This window comes from Streptomyces sp. DSM 40750 (assembly GCF_024612035.1).
Taxonomy (GTDB): domain Bacteria; phylum Actinomycetota; class Actinomycetes; order Streptomycetales; family Streptomycetaceae; genus Streptomyces.
The window spans coordinates 2355992-2370134 of the sequence record NZ_CP102513.1; the positions used below are offsets into that span (position 1 = coordinate 2355992).

13 protein-coding genes are annotated in these 14143 nt (G+C 70.5%); 2 read left to right on the forward strand and 11 right to left on the reverse strand.

Annotated elements, in window-relative coordinates; genetic code table 11:
• Nucleotides 1-28: 28 nt before the first annotated feature.
• From ruvB to pgsA, 10 genes are all read right to left on the reverse strand, one after another.
• A complete protein-coding gene (gene ruvB / locus JIX55_RS10495; RefSeq protein WP_257563037.1) occupies nucleotides 29-1099 on the reverse strand; it encodes a Holliday junction branch migration DNA helicase RuvB in 1071 nt (356 codons plus the stop codon).
• Nucleotides 1100-1192: 93 nt separating this feature from the next.
• The gene (gene ruvA / locus JIX55_RS10500) at nucleotides 1193-1798 is read right to left on the reverse strand and encodes a Holliday junction branch migration protein RuvA (RefSeq protein ID WP_257563038.1); all 606 of its coding nucleotides are present in this window, start codon (nucleotides 1796-1798) and stop codon (nucleotides 1193-1195) included.
• A complete protein-coding gene (ruvC, locus tag JIX55_RS10505) occupies nucleotides 1795-2352 on the reverse strand; it encodes a crossover junction endodeoxyribonuclease RuvC (RefSeq protein WP_257563039.1) in 558 nt (185 codons plus the stop codon). The genes ruvA and ruvC overlap by 4 nt, the downstream gene beginning before the upstream one ends.
• A 147-nt stretch (nucleotides 2353-2499) precedes the next feature.
• Nucleotides 2500-3252 carry a YebC/PmpR family DNA-binding transcriptional regulator gene (locus tag JIX55_RS10510; protein WP_257563040.1) on the reverse strand — a complete coding sequence of 251 codons (753 nt, stop codon included), beginning with the start codon at nucleotides 3250-3252 and terminating at the stop codon, nucleotides 2500-2502.
• A 49-nt stretch (nucleotides 3253-3301) separates the two neighbouring features.
• Nucleotides 3302-3910, reverse strand: a complete 609-nt coding sequence (pdxT, locus tag JIX55_RS10515) for a pyridoxal 5'-phosphate synthase glutaminase subunit PdxT (protein WP_257563041.1) — start codon at nucleotides 3908-3910, stop codon at nucleotides 3302-3304.
• Nucleotides 3911-3916: 6 nt separating this feature from the next.
• Nucleotides 3917-4834: a pyridoxal 5'-phosphate synthase lyase subunit PdxS gene (gene pdxS, locus JIX55_RS10520; protein WP_306819995.1), complete on the reverse strand. Its 918-nt coding sequence runs from the start codon at nucleotides 4832-4834 to the stop codon at nucleotides 3917-3919.
• Between the two features lie 231 nt (nucleotides 4835-5065).
• Nucleotides 5066-5611 (reverse strand): hypothetical protein, encoded by a 546-nt coding sequence (locus tag JIX55_RS10525; protein ID WP_257563042.1) that lies wholly within the window; start codon nucleotides 5609-5611, stop codon nucleotides 5066-5068.
• A 479-nt stretch (nucleotides 5612-6090) separates the two neighbouring features.
• A complete protein-coding gene (locus JIX55_RS10530) occupies nucleotides 6091-7251 on the reverse strand; it encodes a glycosyltransferase family 4 protein (protein WP_257563043.1) in 1161 nt (386 codons plus the stop codon).
• Nucleotides 7248-8213 carry a phosphatidylinositol mannoside acyltransferase gene (locus JIX55_RS10535; RefSeq protein ID WP_257563044.1) on the reverse strand — a complete coding sequence of 322 codons (966 nt, stop codon included), beginning with the start codon at nucleotides 8211-8213 and terminating at the stop codon, nucleotides 7248-7250. The genes JIX55_RS10530 and JIX55_RS10535 overlap by 4 nt, the downstream gene beginning before the upstream one ends.
• Nucleotides 8210-8956: a phosphatidylinositol phosphate synthase gene (pgsA, locus tag JIX55_RS10540; protein ID WP_257569284.1), complete on the reverse strand. Its 747-nt coding sequence runs from the start codon at nucleotides 8954-8956 to the stop codon at nucleotides 8210-8212. The genes JIX55_RS10535 and pgsA overlap by 4 nt, the downstream gene beginning before the upstream one ends.
• Before the next feature lie 250 nt (nucleotides 8957-9206).
• On the opposite strand from pgsA, the gene JIX55_RS10545 reads away from it, so the two are divergent.
• Together JIX55_RS10545 and JIX55_RS10550 are read left to right on the forward strand one after the other, a co-directional pair.
• The gene (locus tag JIX55_RS10545) at nucleotides 9207-11405 is read left to right on the forward strand and encodes an elongation factor G-like protein EF-G2 (protein WP_257563045.1); all 2199 of its coding nucleotides are present in this window, start codon (nucleotides 9207-9209) and stop codon (nucleotides 11403-11405) included.
• 268 nt (nucleotides 11406-11673) lie between these two features.
• Nucleotides 11674-13344, forward strand: coding sequence for a hypothetical protein (locus tag JIX55_RS10550; protein ID WP_257563046.1), 1671 nt, complete (start codon nucleotides 11674-11676; stop codon nucleotides 13342-13344).
• Nucleotides 13345-13529: 185 nt separating this feature from the next.
• Here JIX55_RS10550 and JIX55_RS10555 read toward each other — a convergent pair whose 3' ends face one another.
• Complete coding sequence (locus JIX55_RS10555) at nucleotides 13530-14090, reverse strand: HIT family protein (protein ID WP_257563047.1); 561 nt, start codon at nucleotides 14088-14090, stop codon at nucleotides 13530-13532.
• Nucleotides 14091-14143: the final 53 nt, after the last annotated feature.

Consider the following 14143-nt stretch of genomic DNA (forward strand, 5'->3'; position numbering starts at 1 on the left):
GGGCGAGTACCGCGCTGTCACGAGACGGTCACGCCCCGAACAGGTCCTGTTGTCCGTTTCCGCCGGTCGTGCCGCGTGGCGGGGTCAGACCGAGATGGGCCCAGGCGGCGGGCGTCGCCACCCGGCCGCGGGGGGTTCGGGCGAGCAGGCCCTCACGGACGAGGAAGGGTTCGGCGACCTCCTCGACCGTCTCGCGCTCCTCTCCCACGGCGACGGCGAGCGTGGAGAGACCGACCGGTCCGCCGCCGAAGAGCTTGAGCAGGGCTTCGAGGACACCCCGGTCGAGGCGGTCGAGGCCGCGGGCGTCCACTTCGTAGACGGCGAGGGCGGCCGCGGCGATGTCGCGCGTGATGATGCCGTCCGCCTTGACCTGCGCATAGTCCCGTACGCGGCGCAGCAGACGGTTGGCGATACGGGGCGTGCCGCGCGAGCGGCCCGCGATCTCGGCGGCGCCGACCGCGTTGATCTCCACGTCGAGCAGGTGCGCCGAGCGGTGGATGACGCGCTCCAACTCGGCGGGCTCGTAGAACTCCATGTGCGCGGTGAAACCGAAGCGGTCGCGCAGCGGCGGCGGCAGCAGTCCCGCGCGCGTGGTGGCGCCGACCAGGGTGAAGGGCGGCAGTTCCAGGGGGATCGCCGTGGCGCCGGGGCCCTTGCCGACGATGACGTCGACCCGGAAGTCCTCCATCGCCATGTACAGCATCTCCTCGGCGGGCCGCGACATGCGGTGGATCTCGTCGAGGAAGAGGACCTCGCCCTCCTGGAGGGAGGAGAGGATCGCGGCGAGGTCTCCGGCGTGCTGGATGGCGGGGCCGGAGGTGATGCGGATGGGGGCGCCCATCTCGGCCGCGATGATCATCGAGAGGGTGGTCTTGCCGAGGCCCGGGGCACCGGAGAGCAGGACGTGGTCGGCGGTGGCTCCACGCGCGCGTGCCGCCCGCAGCACCAGGTCGAGCTGCTCGCGGACCTTCTCCTGGCCGATGAACTCGTCCAGATCCTTGGGGCGCAGGGCGGCCTCGACGGCCTGGTCCTCACCGTCGGCGACAGAGCCCACCAGCCGCTCGGGGGCGGTGTCGTCGGTCGTGTCGTCCCAGTTCATTGCGTGTGCCTCGCGGGTCGCGGTCGGATGGGGTGGACGAGTTGGAGGGGCCCTACAGGTCGTACGAGTCGTACGACGGCCTCAACATGACGTTCAGCGAGTTCTGTTGAGGGTCTGGAGGGCGGACTTCAGCAACTGGCCCACCTGGGGCGTGCCTTCGGCGGCCTCGGCCTGGGGAGCGACGGCCGACACGGCCTCGTCGGCCTCGCGGGTGGCGTACCCGAGGCCGATCAGGGCGGCGTGCAGCTGGTCGCGCCAGCCCTGGGTGACCGGGGCGCCGATCGCGGGGGCGCCGATCGGCTCGCCCAGGCGGTCCTTCAACTCCAACAGCAGCTTCTGGGCACCCCTCTTGCCGATGCCGGGCACGGCGATCAGCGCCTTCTCGTCACCGGTGGCCACCGCTCGGCGCAGGGCGTCGGGGGTGTGCACGGCGAGCATCGCCTGGGCCAGGCGCGGGCCGACGCCGCTCGCGGTCTGGAGCAGCTCGAAGACCTGGCGCTCGTCGTCGTTCACGAAGCCGTAGAGGGTCAGCGAGTCCTCCCGTACGACGAGGGAGGTGGCGAGCTTGGCCGGCTGACCGAGCCTCAGCGTGGACAGCGTGTTCGGCGTGCACTGCACGGCCATGCCGACCCCGCCCACCTCGACCACCGCTGTGTTGGGAGCGAGTGCGGCGACCGTGCCGCTGACGAAGGCGATCATGCCGTACGGCCTTTCAGTGCGTTCGATGCGTTCGATGCTTTGGTCGCGTGCAGGGCGACGGCCTGCTGGAGGCGGTTCTGGGCGGGGGCGCGCCAGATGTGGCAGATGGCGAGGGCGAGGGCGTCGGCGGCGTCCGCCGGTTTCGGCGGCGCGTCGAGCCGGAGCAGGCGGGTGACCATGGCGCCGACCTGGGCCTTGTCGGCGCGGCCGCTGCCGGTGACGGCGGCCTTGACCTCGCTGGGGGTGTGCAGGGCGACGGGGATGCCGCGGCGGGCGGCGCAGAGCATGGCGACGGCGCTGGCCTGGGCGGTGCCCATGACCGTCCGTACGTTGTACTGGCTGAACACCCGCTCCACGGCGACGAATTCAGGTCGGTGCTCGTCAATCCACTGCTCGATGCCCCGCTCGATCTCGACGAGGCGCTGCCCCAGCTCGGCGTGCGCGGGCGTACGGACGACACCGACGCCGAGCATCGCAAGCGGCCGTCCGGCGACGCCTTCGACCACACCGACACCGCATCGGGTGAGTCCCGGGTCCACCCCCAGTACGCGCACGCCCGCCCCTCCCATCGATCACCTGTTTGTGCAGGCTATCGGGTGCCACTGACAACGGCCGACAACGCGACGGGCCGACGGGGTGCGTCCCGTCGGCCCGTCGAAGCCCAGTGGCCGTGGAGCCCGTTCGGCTCGGCTCGCGGAGAGCTACGCGTCGACCTTGGCCATGACGTCGTCGCTCACGTCGAAGTTGGCGAAGACGTTCTGGACGTCGTCGCTGTCCTCGAGGGCGTCGATCAGCTTGAAGATCTTCTTGGCGCCCTCCTCGTCCAGCTCGATCTGCATGGTCGGGACGAAGTTGGCCTCGGCGGAGTCGTAGTCGATGCCGGCCTCCTGGAGGGAGGTGCGGACCGCGACCAGGTCGGTGGCCTCGCTGAGCACCTCGAAGGCCTCGCCCAGGTCGTTGACCTCCTCGGCACCCGCGTCGAGCACGACCTCCAGGACGTCGTCCTCGGACAGCTCGCCCTTGGGGACGATCACGACGCCCTTGCGGTTGAAGAGGTACGAGACGGAACCCGGGTCGGCCATCGAGCCGCCGTTGCGGGTCATGGCGACGCGGACGTCGGAGGCGGCGCGGTTGCGGTTGTCGGTGAGGCACTCGATGAGCACCGCGACACCGTTCGGACCGTAGCCCTCGTACATGATCGTCTCGTAGTCGGCGCCACCGGCTTCGAGACCGCCACCACGCTTGATCGCGGAGTCGATGTTCTTGTTCGGAACCGACGACTTCTTCGCCTTCTGCACGGCGTCGTACAGCGTCGGATTGCCTTCGAGGTCCACACCGCCCATCCGCGCAGCGACCTCGATGTTCTTGATCAGCTTCGCGAAGAGCTTGCCGCGCTTGGCGTCGATCACGGCCTTCTTGTGCTTCGTCGTGGCCCATTTAGAGTGGCCGGACATCTGCCTGTCTCCTTCGCGTAACCCATCTCTGCAACGAACGCCAGAGATCCTACAAGGCCTCCGCCGCCCGGCTCGCGCGCACCATCTCGACGAACAGGGCGTGCAGCCGGTGGTCGCCGGTCAGCTCCGGGTGGAACGACGTGGCGAGGGCGTTGCCCTGGCGTACGGCGACGATGTGGCCCTCGTGTTCGGCCAGCACCTCTGTCTGCGCGCCCACGGACTCGACCCAGGGGGCGCGGATGAAGACGCCCTCCACAGGATCGCCCTCGACGCCCTGCACGTCGACCGCCGCTTCGAAGGACTCGTTCTGGCGGCCGAAGGCGTTGCGGCGCACGATCATGTCGATGCCGCCGATGGTCTCCTGGCCCGAGCGCGGGTCGAGGATCTTGTCGGCGAGCATGATCAGGCCGGCGCAGGTGCCGTAGACGGGCATGCCGTCGCGCACGCGCGCGCGTAGGGGCTCCATGACGCCGAAGAGGACGGCCAGCTTGGAGATGGTGGTGGACTCACCGCCGGGGATGACGAGGCCGTCCACCTCGGCGATTTCCTCGGGGCGCCGCACCGGCCTGGCCACGGCGTCGGCCGCGGCCAGGGCGATGAGGTGCTCCCGTACGTCACCCTGGAGGGCCAGGACGCCTATGACGGGGGTGTTGCCCATGGGTGCTTACCAGCCCCGGTTCGCGTAGCGCTCGGCCTCGGGAAGGGTGTCGCAGTTGATGCCGACCATGGCCTCGCCCAGGTTGCGGGAGGCGTCCGCGATGATCTTCGGGTCGTCGTAGAAGGTGGTGGCCTTCACGATGGCTGCGGCGCGCTTGGCCGGGTCGCCGGACTTGAAGATGCCCGAGCCGACGAAGACGCCCTCGGCGCCGAGCTGGCGCATCAGCGCGGCGTCGGCCGGGGTGGCCACGCCGCCTGCGGAGAAGAGGACCACCGGGAGCTTGCCCAGCTCGGAGACCTCCTTGACCAGCTCGTACGGGGCGCGCAGCTCCTTGGCGGCGGCGTAGAGCTCGTTGTTGTCGAAGCCGCGCAGCTTGGCGATCTCGTTCTTGATCTGACGCAGGTGGCGGACCGCCTCGACGACGTTGCCGGTGCCGGCCTCGCCCTTGGAGCGGATCATGGCGGCGCCCTCGGCTATGCGGCGCAGGGCCTCGCCGAGGTTGGTGGCGCCGCAGACGAAGGGGGTCGTGAAGGCCCACTTGTCGGAGTGGTTGACCTCGTCGGCCGGGGTGAGGACCTCGGACTCGTCGATGTAGTCGACGCCGAGGGACTGCAGGACCTGGGCCTCGACGAAGTGGCCGATGCGGGACTTGGCCATGACCGGGATCGAGACGGCCTCGATGATGCCCTCGATCATGTCGGGGTCGGACATACGGGCCACGCCGCCGTCCTTGCGGATGTCGGCCGGGACCCGCTCAAGGGCCATGACCGCGACCGCGCCCGCGTCCTCGGCGATCTTCGCCTGCTCCGGGGTGACGACGTCCATGATCACACCGCCCTTGAGCTGCTCGGCCATGCCGCGCTTCACGCGGGCGGTGCCGGTCTCGGGGGTCGGGGTGGTGGAGTTGGAGAGCGTGCTGGACACGGGTTTGACCTCGCTCGGGGAAGCTCGGGGAAGAGGGGTTCTGCAATCACTGAGGAAACGTGAGGGGAGCAGGCCACTGCAAGGGCCAATGGGGACCCGGTGGATCGTTTTTCGCCCCCGCCGCCCCTCCCCGTCCCATCCCAGGGGCGCTGCCCCTTCGACCCCGAAAGATGTCTTTGGGTGGTGGGTTGTTCGGCTGCGGGTCGGGTGGGGGCGAGAAAACCCCCAGGGTCATGTGCCCGCCCGGTCCGCCAGGGCGGTCGGGGGTTCGTCATCCATCTCGAAGGCCATCGGGAAGGGCGCGTGGCCGGCGAGGCGGAACCAGCGGACCTTGCGATGGCGGCGGAGGGCGCGGGCGGCACGTACCGCGTCGTTGTGGAAGCGGCGGGCCATGGGCACCCGGCGCACGGCCTGCGCCAGCTCGTTAGCGGCGTCCTCACCACCCGGCGCCTCCCGCACCGCCTCCACCTGCTGCGTCTCCCCGAACACGGCCCGCAACGCCTGGCTCAGATCGCTCTCGGCGACCTCGCGCTGCTCCTCCTCGGCCTGCCGGGCCGCGTGCGCCGCCTCGTAGAGGACGATCGAGGCGGCCGGGTCCAGCACCCCGGAGGTGGCCAGCTCCTGGGCGACCGAGGCACGGCGCAGCAACTGCGCGTCGAGCGCGGCGCGGGCGGCGTCGATGCGCGCGTGCAGTCGGTCGAGGCGTCCCGCGGTCCAGCTCAGGTAGAGACCGATCGCGAAGAGGACGACCGCGATCCAGATCAGTGTCGAAGTCACGGGCCGCAAGGCTACCCGTGCCCGACACGGCCTCCCGACGTACCCGAAACGACCACCGCCGACTCCACCGCGCCGCACCGGCGACCTCCGGCGAGGAAACACCGGCGGTTCATCAGCCCAACGCCACAGGGCCGTCGGCCCAAGGCAACGGCCCGTCAGGCCCGAGCGACAGTCCCGGTAGCCCAAAGCCGGTGGCCCGTCAGGCCCGAGCGACAGACCCACCAGCCGAGAACCGACAACCCATCAAGCCCGAGCGACAGACCCACCAACCCACAGCCATGGCCGTCAGCCCCCAGCACCTGGCTTGTCAGGCCGAGCCGCCTACCCACCGATCCCAGGCCACAGCCCGCCCATCCGCAACCGCGTCCCCACCCTTCCCGGGCCACGGCCCCACTCATTCCGAACCGCCACCCCACCGCTCCCAAGCCGCGGCCCCACCGATCCCGAGCCGCCCCACTGATGAATCGCACACCGCCCCGTCAATCCCGGGCCAACCCCAACCGCGCCCGCAGCCCGACCCGTTCGTCCGCCGCCACTGATGCAGCGCCTTCCGTGACCGTCTCGTAGACGCCGAGGATGTCGGCGCCGACCGTCGACCAGTCGAAGCGGCGGACGTGGGCGCTGCCGCGGTCGCGGAGTTCGGCGCGGCGGGCGGGATCGCCGAGAAGGCGTACGGCGGCTGTCGCGAGGGCGTCGGCGTCCTCGTTGGCGAACAGTTCGCCGGCACCGCCCTGGTCGAGGACCTGGGCGAAGGCGTCGAGGTCGGAGGCGAGGACGGGGGCGCCGGCGGACATGGCCTCGACGAGGATGATGCCGAAGCTCTCGCCGCCGGTGTTGGGGGCGACGTAGACGTCGACGCTGCGCAGGAAGCGGGCTTTGTCCTCGTCGCTGACCATGCCGAGGAACTCCACACGGGAGCGCAGCTCCTTCGGCAGGGTCTCGACGGCCTCCTCCTCGTCCCCGCGCCCGGCGACCAGCAGTCGCGTCCGGGGGCGCTCGGCGAGGATCTTCGGGAGGGCCCTCATCAGCACCGGCAGGCCCTTGCGGGGTTCGTCGATGCGGCCGATGAACCCGAGGGTGTCGCCCTGCCAGTCGGGGTTGGGCTTGGCGCGGGCGAAGAAGTCGACGTCGACGCCGTTCGGGATGACGACCGCGTCGCCGCCCAGGTGTTCGACGAGGGTACGGCGGGCGTACTCGCTCACCGCGATACGGGCGCTGAGCTTCTCCAGCGCGGGCTGGAGGATCGGGTACGCGGCGATCATCGCCCGGGAGCGCGGGTTGGACGTGTGGAAGGTGGCGACGATCGGGCCCTGCGCCGCCCAGCAGGCCAGCAGGCCGAGCGACGGGGAGGCCGGCTCGTGGATGTGGATCACGTCGAACGTGCCGTCGTGGAGCCAGCGCCGTACCCGGGCCGCCGACAGGAAGCCGAAGTTCAGGCGGGCCACCGAGCCGTTGTAGGGCACGGGGACCGCGCGGCCCGCGGAGACGACGTACGGCGGCAGGGGTGTGTCGTCGTCCGCGGGGGCGAGAACCGACACCTCGTGGCCGAGGCGGATGAGGTGGTCGGCCAGGTCACGGATGTGGAACTGGACTCCCCCGGGCACGTCCCAGGAGTACGGGCAGACGATCCCGATTTTCACGGGCGTCCCTTCTCGGTGTCCTGCTCGGGACTTCGGAGATCGTTTCGGAGGGCGTCGGGACTCTTCGCGGGGTCGAGGTCCGCGAGCCACAAGCGCTGGAGCATGTGCCAGTCCTCCGGGTGTTCGGCGATGCCGGTGGCGAAGGCGTCTGCCAGCGCCTGTGTCATGACCGACGTCTTCTCGGCGCGGGTACCTGTCCCGGGTACCTCGATGGGGGGATGCACACGTCCCCGCATGACGGGCGACTCGTCGAACCAGAGCGTCGCCGGCAGCAGCAGCGCGCCAGTGTGCTGGGCGAGGAGGGCCGGTCCGGCGGGCATGCGGGTCTTCTCGCCGAAGAACTCGACCTCGACGCCGGACGCGGACAGGTCGCGGTCGGCGACCAGGCAGATCAGGCCGCCGTCGCGCAGCCGCCGGGCGAGGGTGCCGAAGGCGGAGCCGCCGTTGTGCGGCAGGACCTCCATACCGAGGCCTTCGCGGTAGGCGACGAAGCGGTCGTAGAGCGTCTCGGGCTTGAGGCGTTCGGCGACCGTCGTGAACGGGATCTTCAGCTCGGTGGTGACCCAGGCGCCGGCGAGGTCCCAGTTGGCCAGGTGCGGCAGCGCGAGTACGACACCCCGGCCGGCGGCGAGGCCGTCGGTGAGGTGGTGCAGGTCCTCGATTTCGACGCCGCTCCTGATGCGCTCCTCGCTCCAGGCGGGGAGGCGGAAGGACTCGATCCAGTAGCGCAGGTAGGAGCGCATGCCCGCGCGGGACAGCTGCGCGAGGTGCTGCGGACTCGCACCGGGCACCACGCGCGCGTAGTTGGCCTCCAGCCGGCGTACGAGGGTGCCGCGCCGCTTCCAGGTGGCGTCGGCGATCGTCCGGCCGAGGCGGACGGCGACGGGTTCCGGGAGCTTCTTGACGGTGCTCCAGCCGAGGCCGTACAGCCCGTCGGTCAGACGCTCCTGCAGAGCGCTCACGGCGTCGCCTCGCTGTTCCGGGTGGCGTCCGGCGTCTCCTGGGCGGCCTCGGTGGCCGCCTCCGCCTCGGCGGACTCCCGGCGGACGGTGACGACGCGCTGGATCAGCGTGACGAGGCTGCCGACGGCGACGATCCACAGGGCGATGGGCAGCAGGACGTCGATGCCGGGCACGCCGAACGCGTGCAGGCCCGAGAGACCGGCCGCGACCAGCGAGATCACCAGACGTTCGGCGCGCTCCACCAGACCGTTGACCGCCACCGGCAGTCCGATCGACTCGCCGCGGGCCTTGGTGTACGACACCACCTGGCCGCTCGCCAGACAGAAGATCGAGACGGCGCACAGGGCGATGTCGTCGCCGTTGCCCGCGTACCAGAGGGCGAAGCCGCCGAAGATCGCGCCGTCGGCGACGCGGTCGAGCGTGGAGTCGAGGAAGGCGCCCCAGCGGCTGGAACGGCCCATCTGGCGGGCCATGTTGCCGTCGACGAGGTCGGAGAACACGAACAGCGTGATGACGACCGTGCCCCAGAAGAACTCGCCCCGGGGGTAGAAGACCAGCGCGCCCGCGATCACTCCGGCGGTGCCGAGGAGCGTGACCGTGTCGGGGCTGACGCCCCTGCGGATCAGAAACGCGGCGAACGGTGTGAGGACACGCGTGAAGAATGCACGCGCGTACTTGTTCAGCATGGCCTTCCCGAGGGTCGGTGTCGCCGCGTGGCCCCTGCTGGCCACCGGCTGGCCCATCGTAGCCACGCGCGCGCGTGTGCGACCGTCGGGCACCAGCGCACCGTGTCCCGTCCTGATGGCGTCCGGATCACAGCAGGATCGCGACAGGGTGCGGCAGGGGCGGGAGGAGCGATCGCGTCCCTCGTATGGACGCACCGTGACGGGAGTGGAAAGCTCGAAGAACCGCGGGCGTCACCGGAGCCGCCACCGCACGCGGATCCGCATGTCCGCGCCCACAGTGACCTCACCGTGCACGGGAGGCAGGATCATGGGCGACAAGGCGAACGCACACCCCGGAGCCGCCGGCAGGGCTACGGCGGCCGACCACCCCGCGTCCGTACGGAATGTGGTGCTGGTCGGCCACTCCGGTTCGGGCAAGACGACTCTGGTGGAGGCTCTCGCGCTGACCGCGGGAGCGGTGAACCGGGCGGGCCGCGTGGAGGACGGCGGCACCGTCTCCGACTACGACGAGATCGAACACCGGCAGCAACGCTCGGTGCAGCTCTCCCTCGTCCCCGTCGAATGGGGCGGGTACAAGATCAATCTGCTGGACACCCCCGGATACGCCGACTTCGTCGGGGAACTCAGGGCCGGTCTGCGAGCGGCGGACGCGGCCCTTTTCGTCGTCTCGGCGTCCGACGGCGTCGACGGCTCGACCCGCATGGTGTGGGAGGAGTGCGCGGCGGTCGGCATGCCGCGGGCGATCGTGATCACGCACCTGGAGGCCGCGCGGGCGGACTTCGACGAGATGACCAGGGTCTGCGCGGAGAGGTTCGGCGGGGACGACCCCGACGCCGTGCTCCCGCTCTACGTGCCGCTGCACGGCCTGCAGGGTCCGGACGGACACGCGCCCGTGACCGGTCTGACCGGACTGCTGTCGCAGAAGCTGTTCGACTACTCCTCCGGGGAGCGCAAGGAGTCCGAGCCGGGCCCCGAGCAGCTGCCAGCGATCGAGGAGGCCCGCAACCGGCTCATCGAGGGGATCATCGCCGAGAGCGAGGACGAGACCCTCATGGACCGCTATCTCGGCGGTGAGCCCATCGACGTCAAGACCCTGATCGACGACCTGGAGCGGGCCGTCGCCCGCGGGGTCTTCCACCCCGTGCTGGCCGCCGCCCCCGCGGCCGACGGCGCCCGACAGGGCCTCGGCACGGTCGAGCTGCTCGAACTGATCACCGGCGGCTTCCCCACCCCCCTGGAACGCGACACGCCCTCGGTCACCACACCCGACGGCCGGCCGCGCGACATCAAGGCGGCCTGCGACCCGGACGGACCGCTGGTCGCCGAGGTCGTGAAGACGGCCAGCGACCCCTACGTGGGACGCATCTCGCTGGTACGGGTCTTCTCCGGGACCCTGCATCCCGACGAGACGGTGCATGTCTCCGGGCACGGGCTCACCGACCGGGGACACGAGGACCACGACGTCGACGAGCGGATCGGCGCCCTGTCCACGCCCTTCGGGAAGCAGCAGCGCACGCTCACGCACTGCATCGCGGGCGACCTGGCGTGTGTGGCGAAGCTGAACCGCGCGGAGACCGGGGACACGCTTTCGGCCAAGGACGACCCGCTGCTCATGGAGCCGTGGGAGATGCCCGACCCGCTGCTGCCGCTCGCCATCCAGGCGCACAGCAAGGCCGACGAGGACAAGCTCTCCCAGGGCCTGGCCCGGCTGGTCGCCGAGGACCCGACCATGCGGCTCGAACAGAACCAGGACACCCACCAGGTGGTCCTCTGGTGCCTGGGCGAGGCGCACGCCGACGTGGCGCTGGAGCGGCTGCGCAGCCGGTACGGCGTCCAGGTCGACGTCGTACCGCACAAGGTCTCCCTGCGGGAGACGTTCGCCGACAGGTCGGCCGGGCGCGGCCGGCATGTGAAGCAGTCCGGCGGTCACGGGCAGTACGCGATCTGCGAGATCGAGGTGGAGCCGCTGCCCGGCGGCTCGGGCATCGAGTTCGTGGACAAGGTCGTCGGCGGTGCCGTGCCCCGGCAGTTCATCCCGTCCGTCGAGAAGGGTGTGCGGGCGCAGGCCGCCAAGGGCGTCGCGGCCGGCTATCCGCTCATCGACGTACGGATCACCCTGCGGGACGGCAAGGCGCACTCGGTGGACTCCTCGGACGCCGCGTTCCAGACGGCGGGCGCGCTGGCGCTGCGCGAGGCAGCGGCCGACGCGAAGATCCACCTCCTGGAGCCGGTGGCCGAGGTGTCGGTCCTGGTCGGCGACTCGTACGTGGGCCCCGTGATGAGCGACCTGTCCGGGCGGCGCGGCCGGGTCGTCGGCACCGAGCAGGCGGGCGGCGGACGCACCCTCGTCCGGGCCGAGGTACCGGAGATCGAGATCGACCGGTACGCCGTCGATCTGCGCTCCCTGTCCCACGGCACCGCGCGCTTCGGCCGCCGGTACACACGGCACGAGCCGATGCCCTCCCATGTCGCCGAGAAGGTCCGCGAACAGACGAAGGAGAGCTGACGGTTCGGGATCGACGGAAGGCCCCGGCGACCTGTCGGCGGGCGGCTCCGGCCGTCCGCCGACAGGTGTGGCGGGCGGACGACGCCGGTTCACGGCCGACGGGTTCCGTGAATGTCCGTTCTTCGCACCGCGCGATGTCCGTGGCTGCGGATACGCTGATCACCTGATCGACAAGTGTGGCTTGATCAGGCCCAGATCGGGTTATGACCTGATCAACAGGTGTGCGGAGCACGGAAGTCGGGAAAGCCGCAGAAGCGAGTATGCGGCGATGGGGGCGGCGGTGGCGGACGAATTCGATTTCACTCCCGGGGCACAGGTGCCACTGATGGGCACCGCGGGCCAGACCGCGGCGACGTACGCCCTGGCGTCCGCGGCCTACCGGGACAACGAGATCGCGGAGATCCTCAAGGCCAACAACGATTGGCACAAGTCCACGGTCAAGCCGGGCCGCAAGTGGGCGACCATCTTCCGGCCGAACCTCGGGGAGGCGTTCTCCCTGGCGGTGCGGGACCGGATGGTCGGCGCGGGCCGCAAGCCGCTCATCCAGTCCTTCGGCATGGAGCCGCAGGTCGTCGTCGAGCACTGCCTCGCGGCGAACAACATCCGCAGGGAGCGCGACAACTGGCTCTCGGCGGTGATGGTCCTGTGCGGGCTGCTCTTCCTGCCCGGGCTGCTCCTGTGGCTGCTGGTCTTCCAGATCCGCACGACGGTCGCCAAGCGTGACGACAAGCGGGCCGGCGCCCTCGGCACCACGCTGCTGGTCGCCGTCGGGGCTCTCGCCGTGATCTTCCTGCTCAGGATGCCGTTCGACGGTTTCTGGGCCTGGTACGCGCGCGCGTGCGTCGTGCTGCCCGTGGTCGGCTGGTTCTGGGCCAAGCAGATCTGCGAGCGCACCGCCCAGGACCTGCGGGACCGCTGGGCCAGTCTGCTGGCCGGCGGAGGCGTCGGCGCCAAGATCCCCGAAGCCGTGCCCGGCAGCCCCGGTGAGACCAAGGCCGAGCAGCTGCGCAAGGAGCTCGCCCGGCTCAGCGCCGAGCAGCGCTCCAACCTCGTCTTCTACGCCGGCCCCAAGGGCATCCTCGGCATGGGCACCCGCTGGGGCAGCTGGCAGCTCGCCGAGGACCTGGTGCCCGCCGACTCCGGCAAGGAGATCCACCCGTTCCGCAGCTGGGACGTCATACGCGCCATCCACGACCAGCTGCGCATGCTGGAGCGCACCCCGCTCAACACCGGTGGTTTCACGGCGCCTTCCATCAAGCACTGGGTCGTCAGCCCCATCGGCGAGGGCGCCGGAGCCGTGGCCCGGCCCGACAGCACCGACGTGGACGCGTACCAGTACAAGAACCACGCCATACAGGAGATCTGCAACAAGCAGCACTTCGGCAGCGGCAACCGGCACTACCTGGGCGTCCAGTGGACGCTCTGGGACGGCCAGTTGATCATCACCATGCTGGTCACCGTCACCGTCCTGCACCAGACGCTCCGCATCGAGGTGACCGGGCACGCCCTCGGTCCCGTGCACGGACTGTTCACGACCGGGCCTGCGGCCAAGGAGAAAGAAGTCCAGAAGTCGCTGAGGTTCTGGGAGACCCGCAAGGTGAAGCTCCCGCTCGTCGACGCCGACGAGGTCGTACGGCTCACCGCGCGCGCCCCGCTGACCTGGTACCCGCCGCTGCTCAACTGGCTCGGCGGTTCCATGGGCCTGCCGGAGCCGTTCGGCCTGCGGCACGCCTGGGCCGACCAGCCGTGGCGGCACCGCTTCATGGCGGACGACGCCCTGCGTGCCGCCACGCCCGTGCTCCGTGTGGTCCACAACGCCGCCATCAAGGTTTTGCAGGAGAACGGCGTGGACACCGAGAAGTTCGGTTCGCGGGCCGGGTTCCTCAGCGGAGCGGTGCAGGATCCTACGCCGCGAAAGGCCGACCTCTACGACGCGTGAGCGCTGCGCTCGCCTTGGCCGGGGGGGTGCGTGGGGGTTGGGGGCCGTTTTCGGGTGCGGGTGAGTGGGGGCTGGTCGCGCAGTTCCCCGCGCCCCTGAAAAGCAGGGGCCGTGTCCTTCAGGGGCGCGGGGAACTGCGCGAGAAGCCCCACTCACCCGCACCCGAAAACACGCCCCGTCCCCGTTCAGCCGGCCGGCCACGCCTCCGCGAGCATCTTCCTTGTGTCGGCCAGGAGTTGGGGCAAAATCCTCGTGTGCCCGACCACCGGCATGAAGTTGGTGTCGCCGCCCCAGCGGGGGACGATGTGCTGGTGGAGGTGCGCGGCGATGCCGGCGCCCGCGACCGTGCCCTGGTTCATGCCGATGTTGAAGCCGTGGGCGCCTGAGGCGGTCCGGAGGGCGGTCATGGACTGCTTGGTCAGCTCGGCCAGCTCGACGGTCTCCGGCCCGGTGAGATCGGTGTAGTCGGCGACGTGCCGGTAGGGCACGACCATGAGGTGGCCGCCGTTGTACGGGTAGAGGTTGAGCACCGCGTACACGTGCTCACCGCGCCTGATGACCAGGCCGTCCTCGTCCGATTTGGCCGGAATCGAGCAGAACGGGCAGCCGTCGTCGGCCCCGGGGCCGGTCGGCTTGTTCTCGCCCTGGATGTACGCCATCCGGTGGGGCGTCCACAGGCGCTGGAACGCGTCCTGCGTTCCCACTCCGATCTGCTGCTCCGGCTCACTCGTCATGCAGTGCAGCATATGACTTCGCGCGTTCGCGGCGTGTCGAGGCCCCCGGGGAGCAAACCCGGGGG

Bases quoted from the DNA above. Each gene is read 5' to 3' on its own strand.
- ruvB (WP_257563037.1), bottom strand. From the start codon at position 1,099: ATGAACTGGGACGACACGACCGACGACACCGCCCCCGAGCGGCTGGTG.
- ruvA (WP_257563038.1), bottom strand. From the start codon at position 1,798: ATGATCGCCTTCGTCAGCGGCACGGTCGCCGCACTCGCTCCCAACACA.
- JIX55_RS10510 (WP_257563040.1), bottom strand. From the start codon at position 3,252: ATGTCCGGCCACTCTAAATGGGCCACGACGAAGCACAAGAAGGCCGTG.
- pdxT (WP_257563041.1), bottom strand. From the start codon at position 3,910: ATGGGCAACACCCCCGTCATAGGCGTCCTGGCCCTCCAGGGTGACGTA.
- pgsA (WP_257569284.1), bottom strand. From the start codon at position 8,956: ATGGGCCAGCCGGTGGCCAGCAGGGGCCACGCGGCGACACCGACCCTC.
- JIX55_RS10545 (WP_257563045.1), top strand. From the start codon at position 9,207: ATGGGCGACAAGGCGAACGCACACCCCGGAGCCGCCGGCAGGGCTACG.
- JIX55_RS10550 (WP_257563046.1), top strand. From the start codon at position 11,674: ATGGGGGCGGCGGTGGCGGACGAATTCGATTTCACTCCCGGGGCACAG.
- JIX55_RS10555 (WP_257563047.1), bottom strand. From the start codon at position 14,090: ATGCTGCACTGCATGACGAGTGAGCCGGAGCAGCAGATCGGAGTGGGA.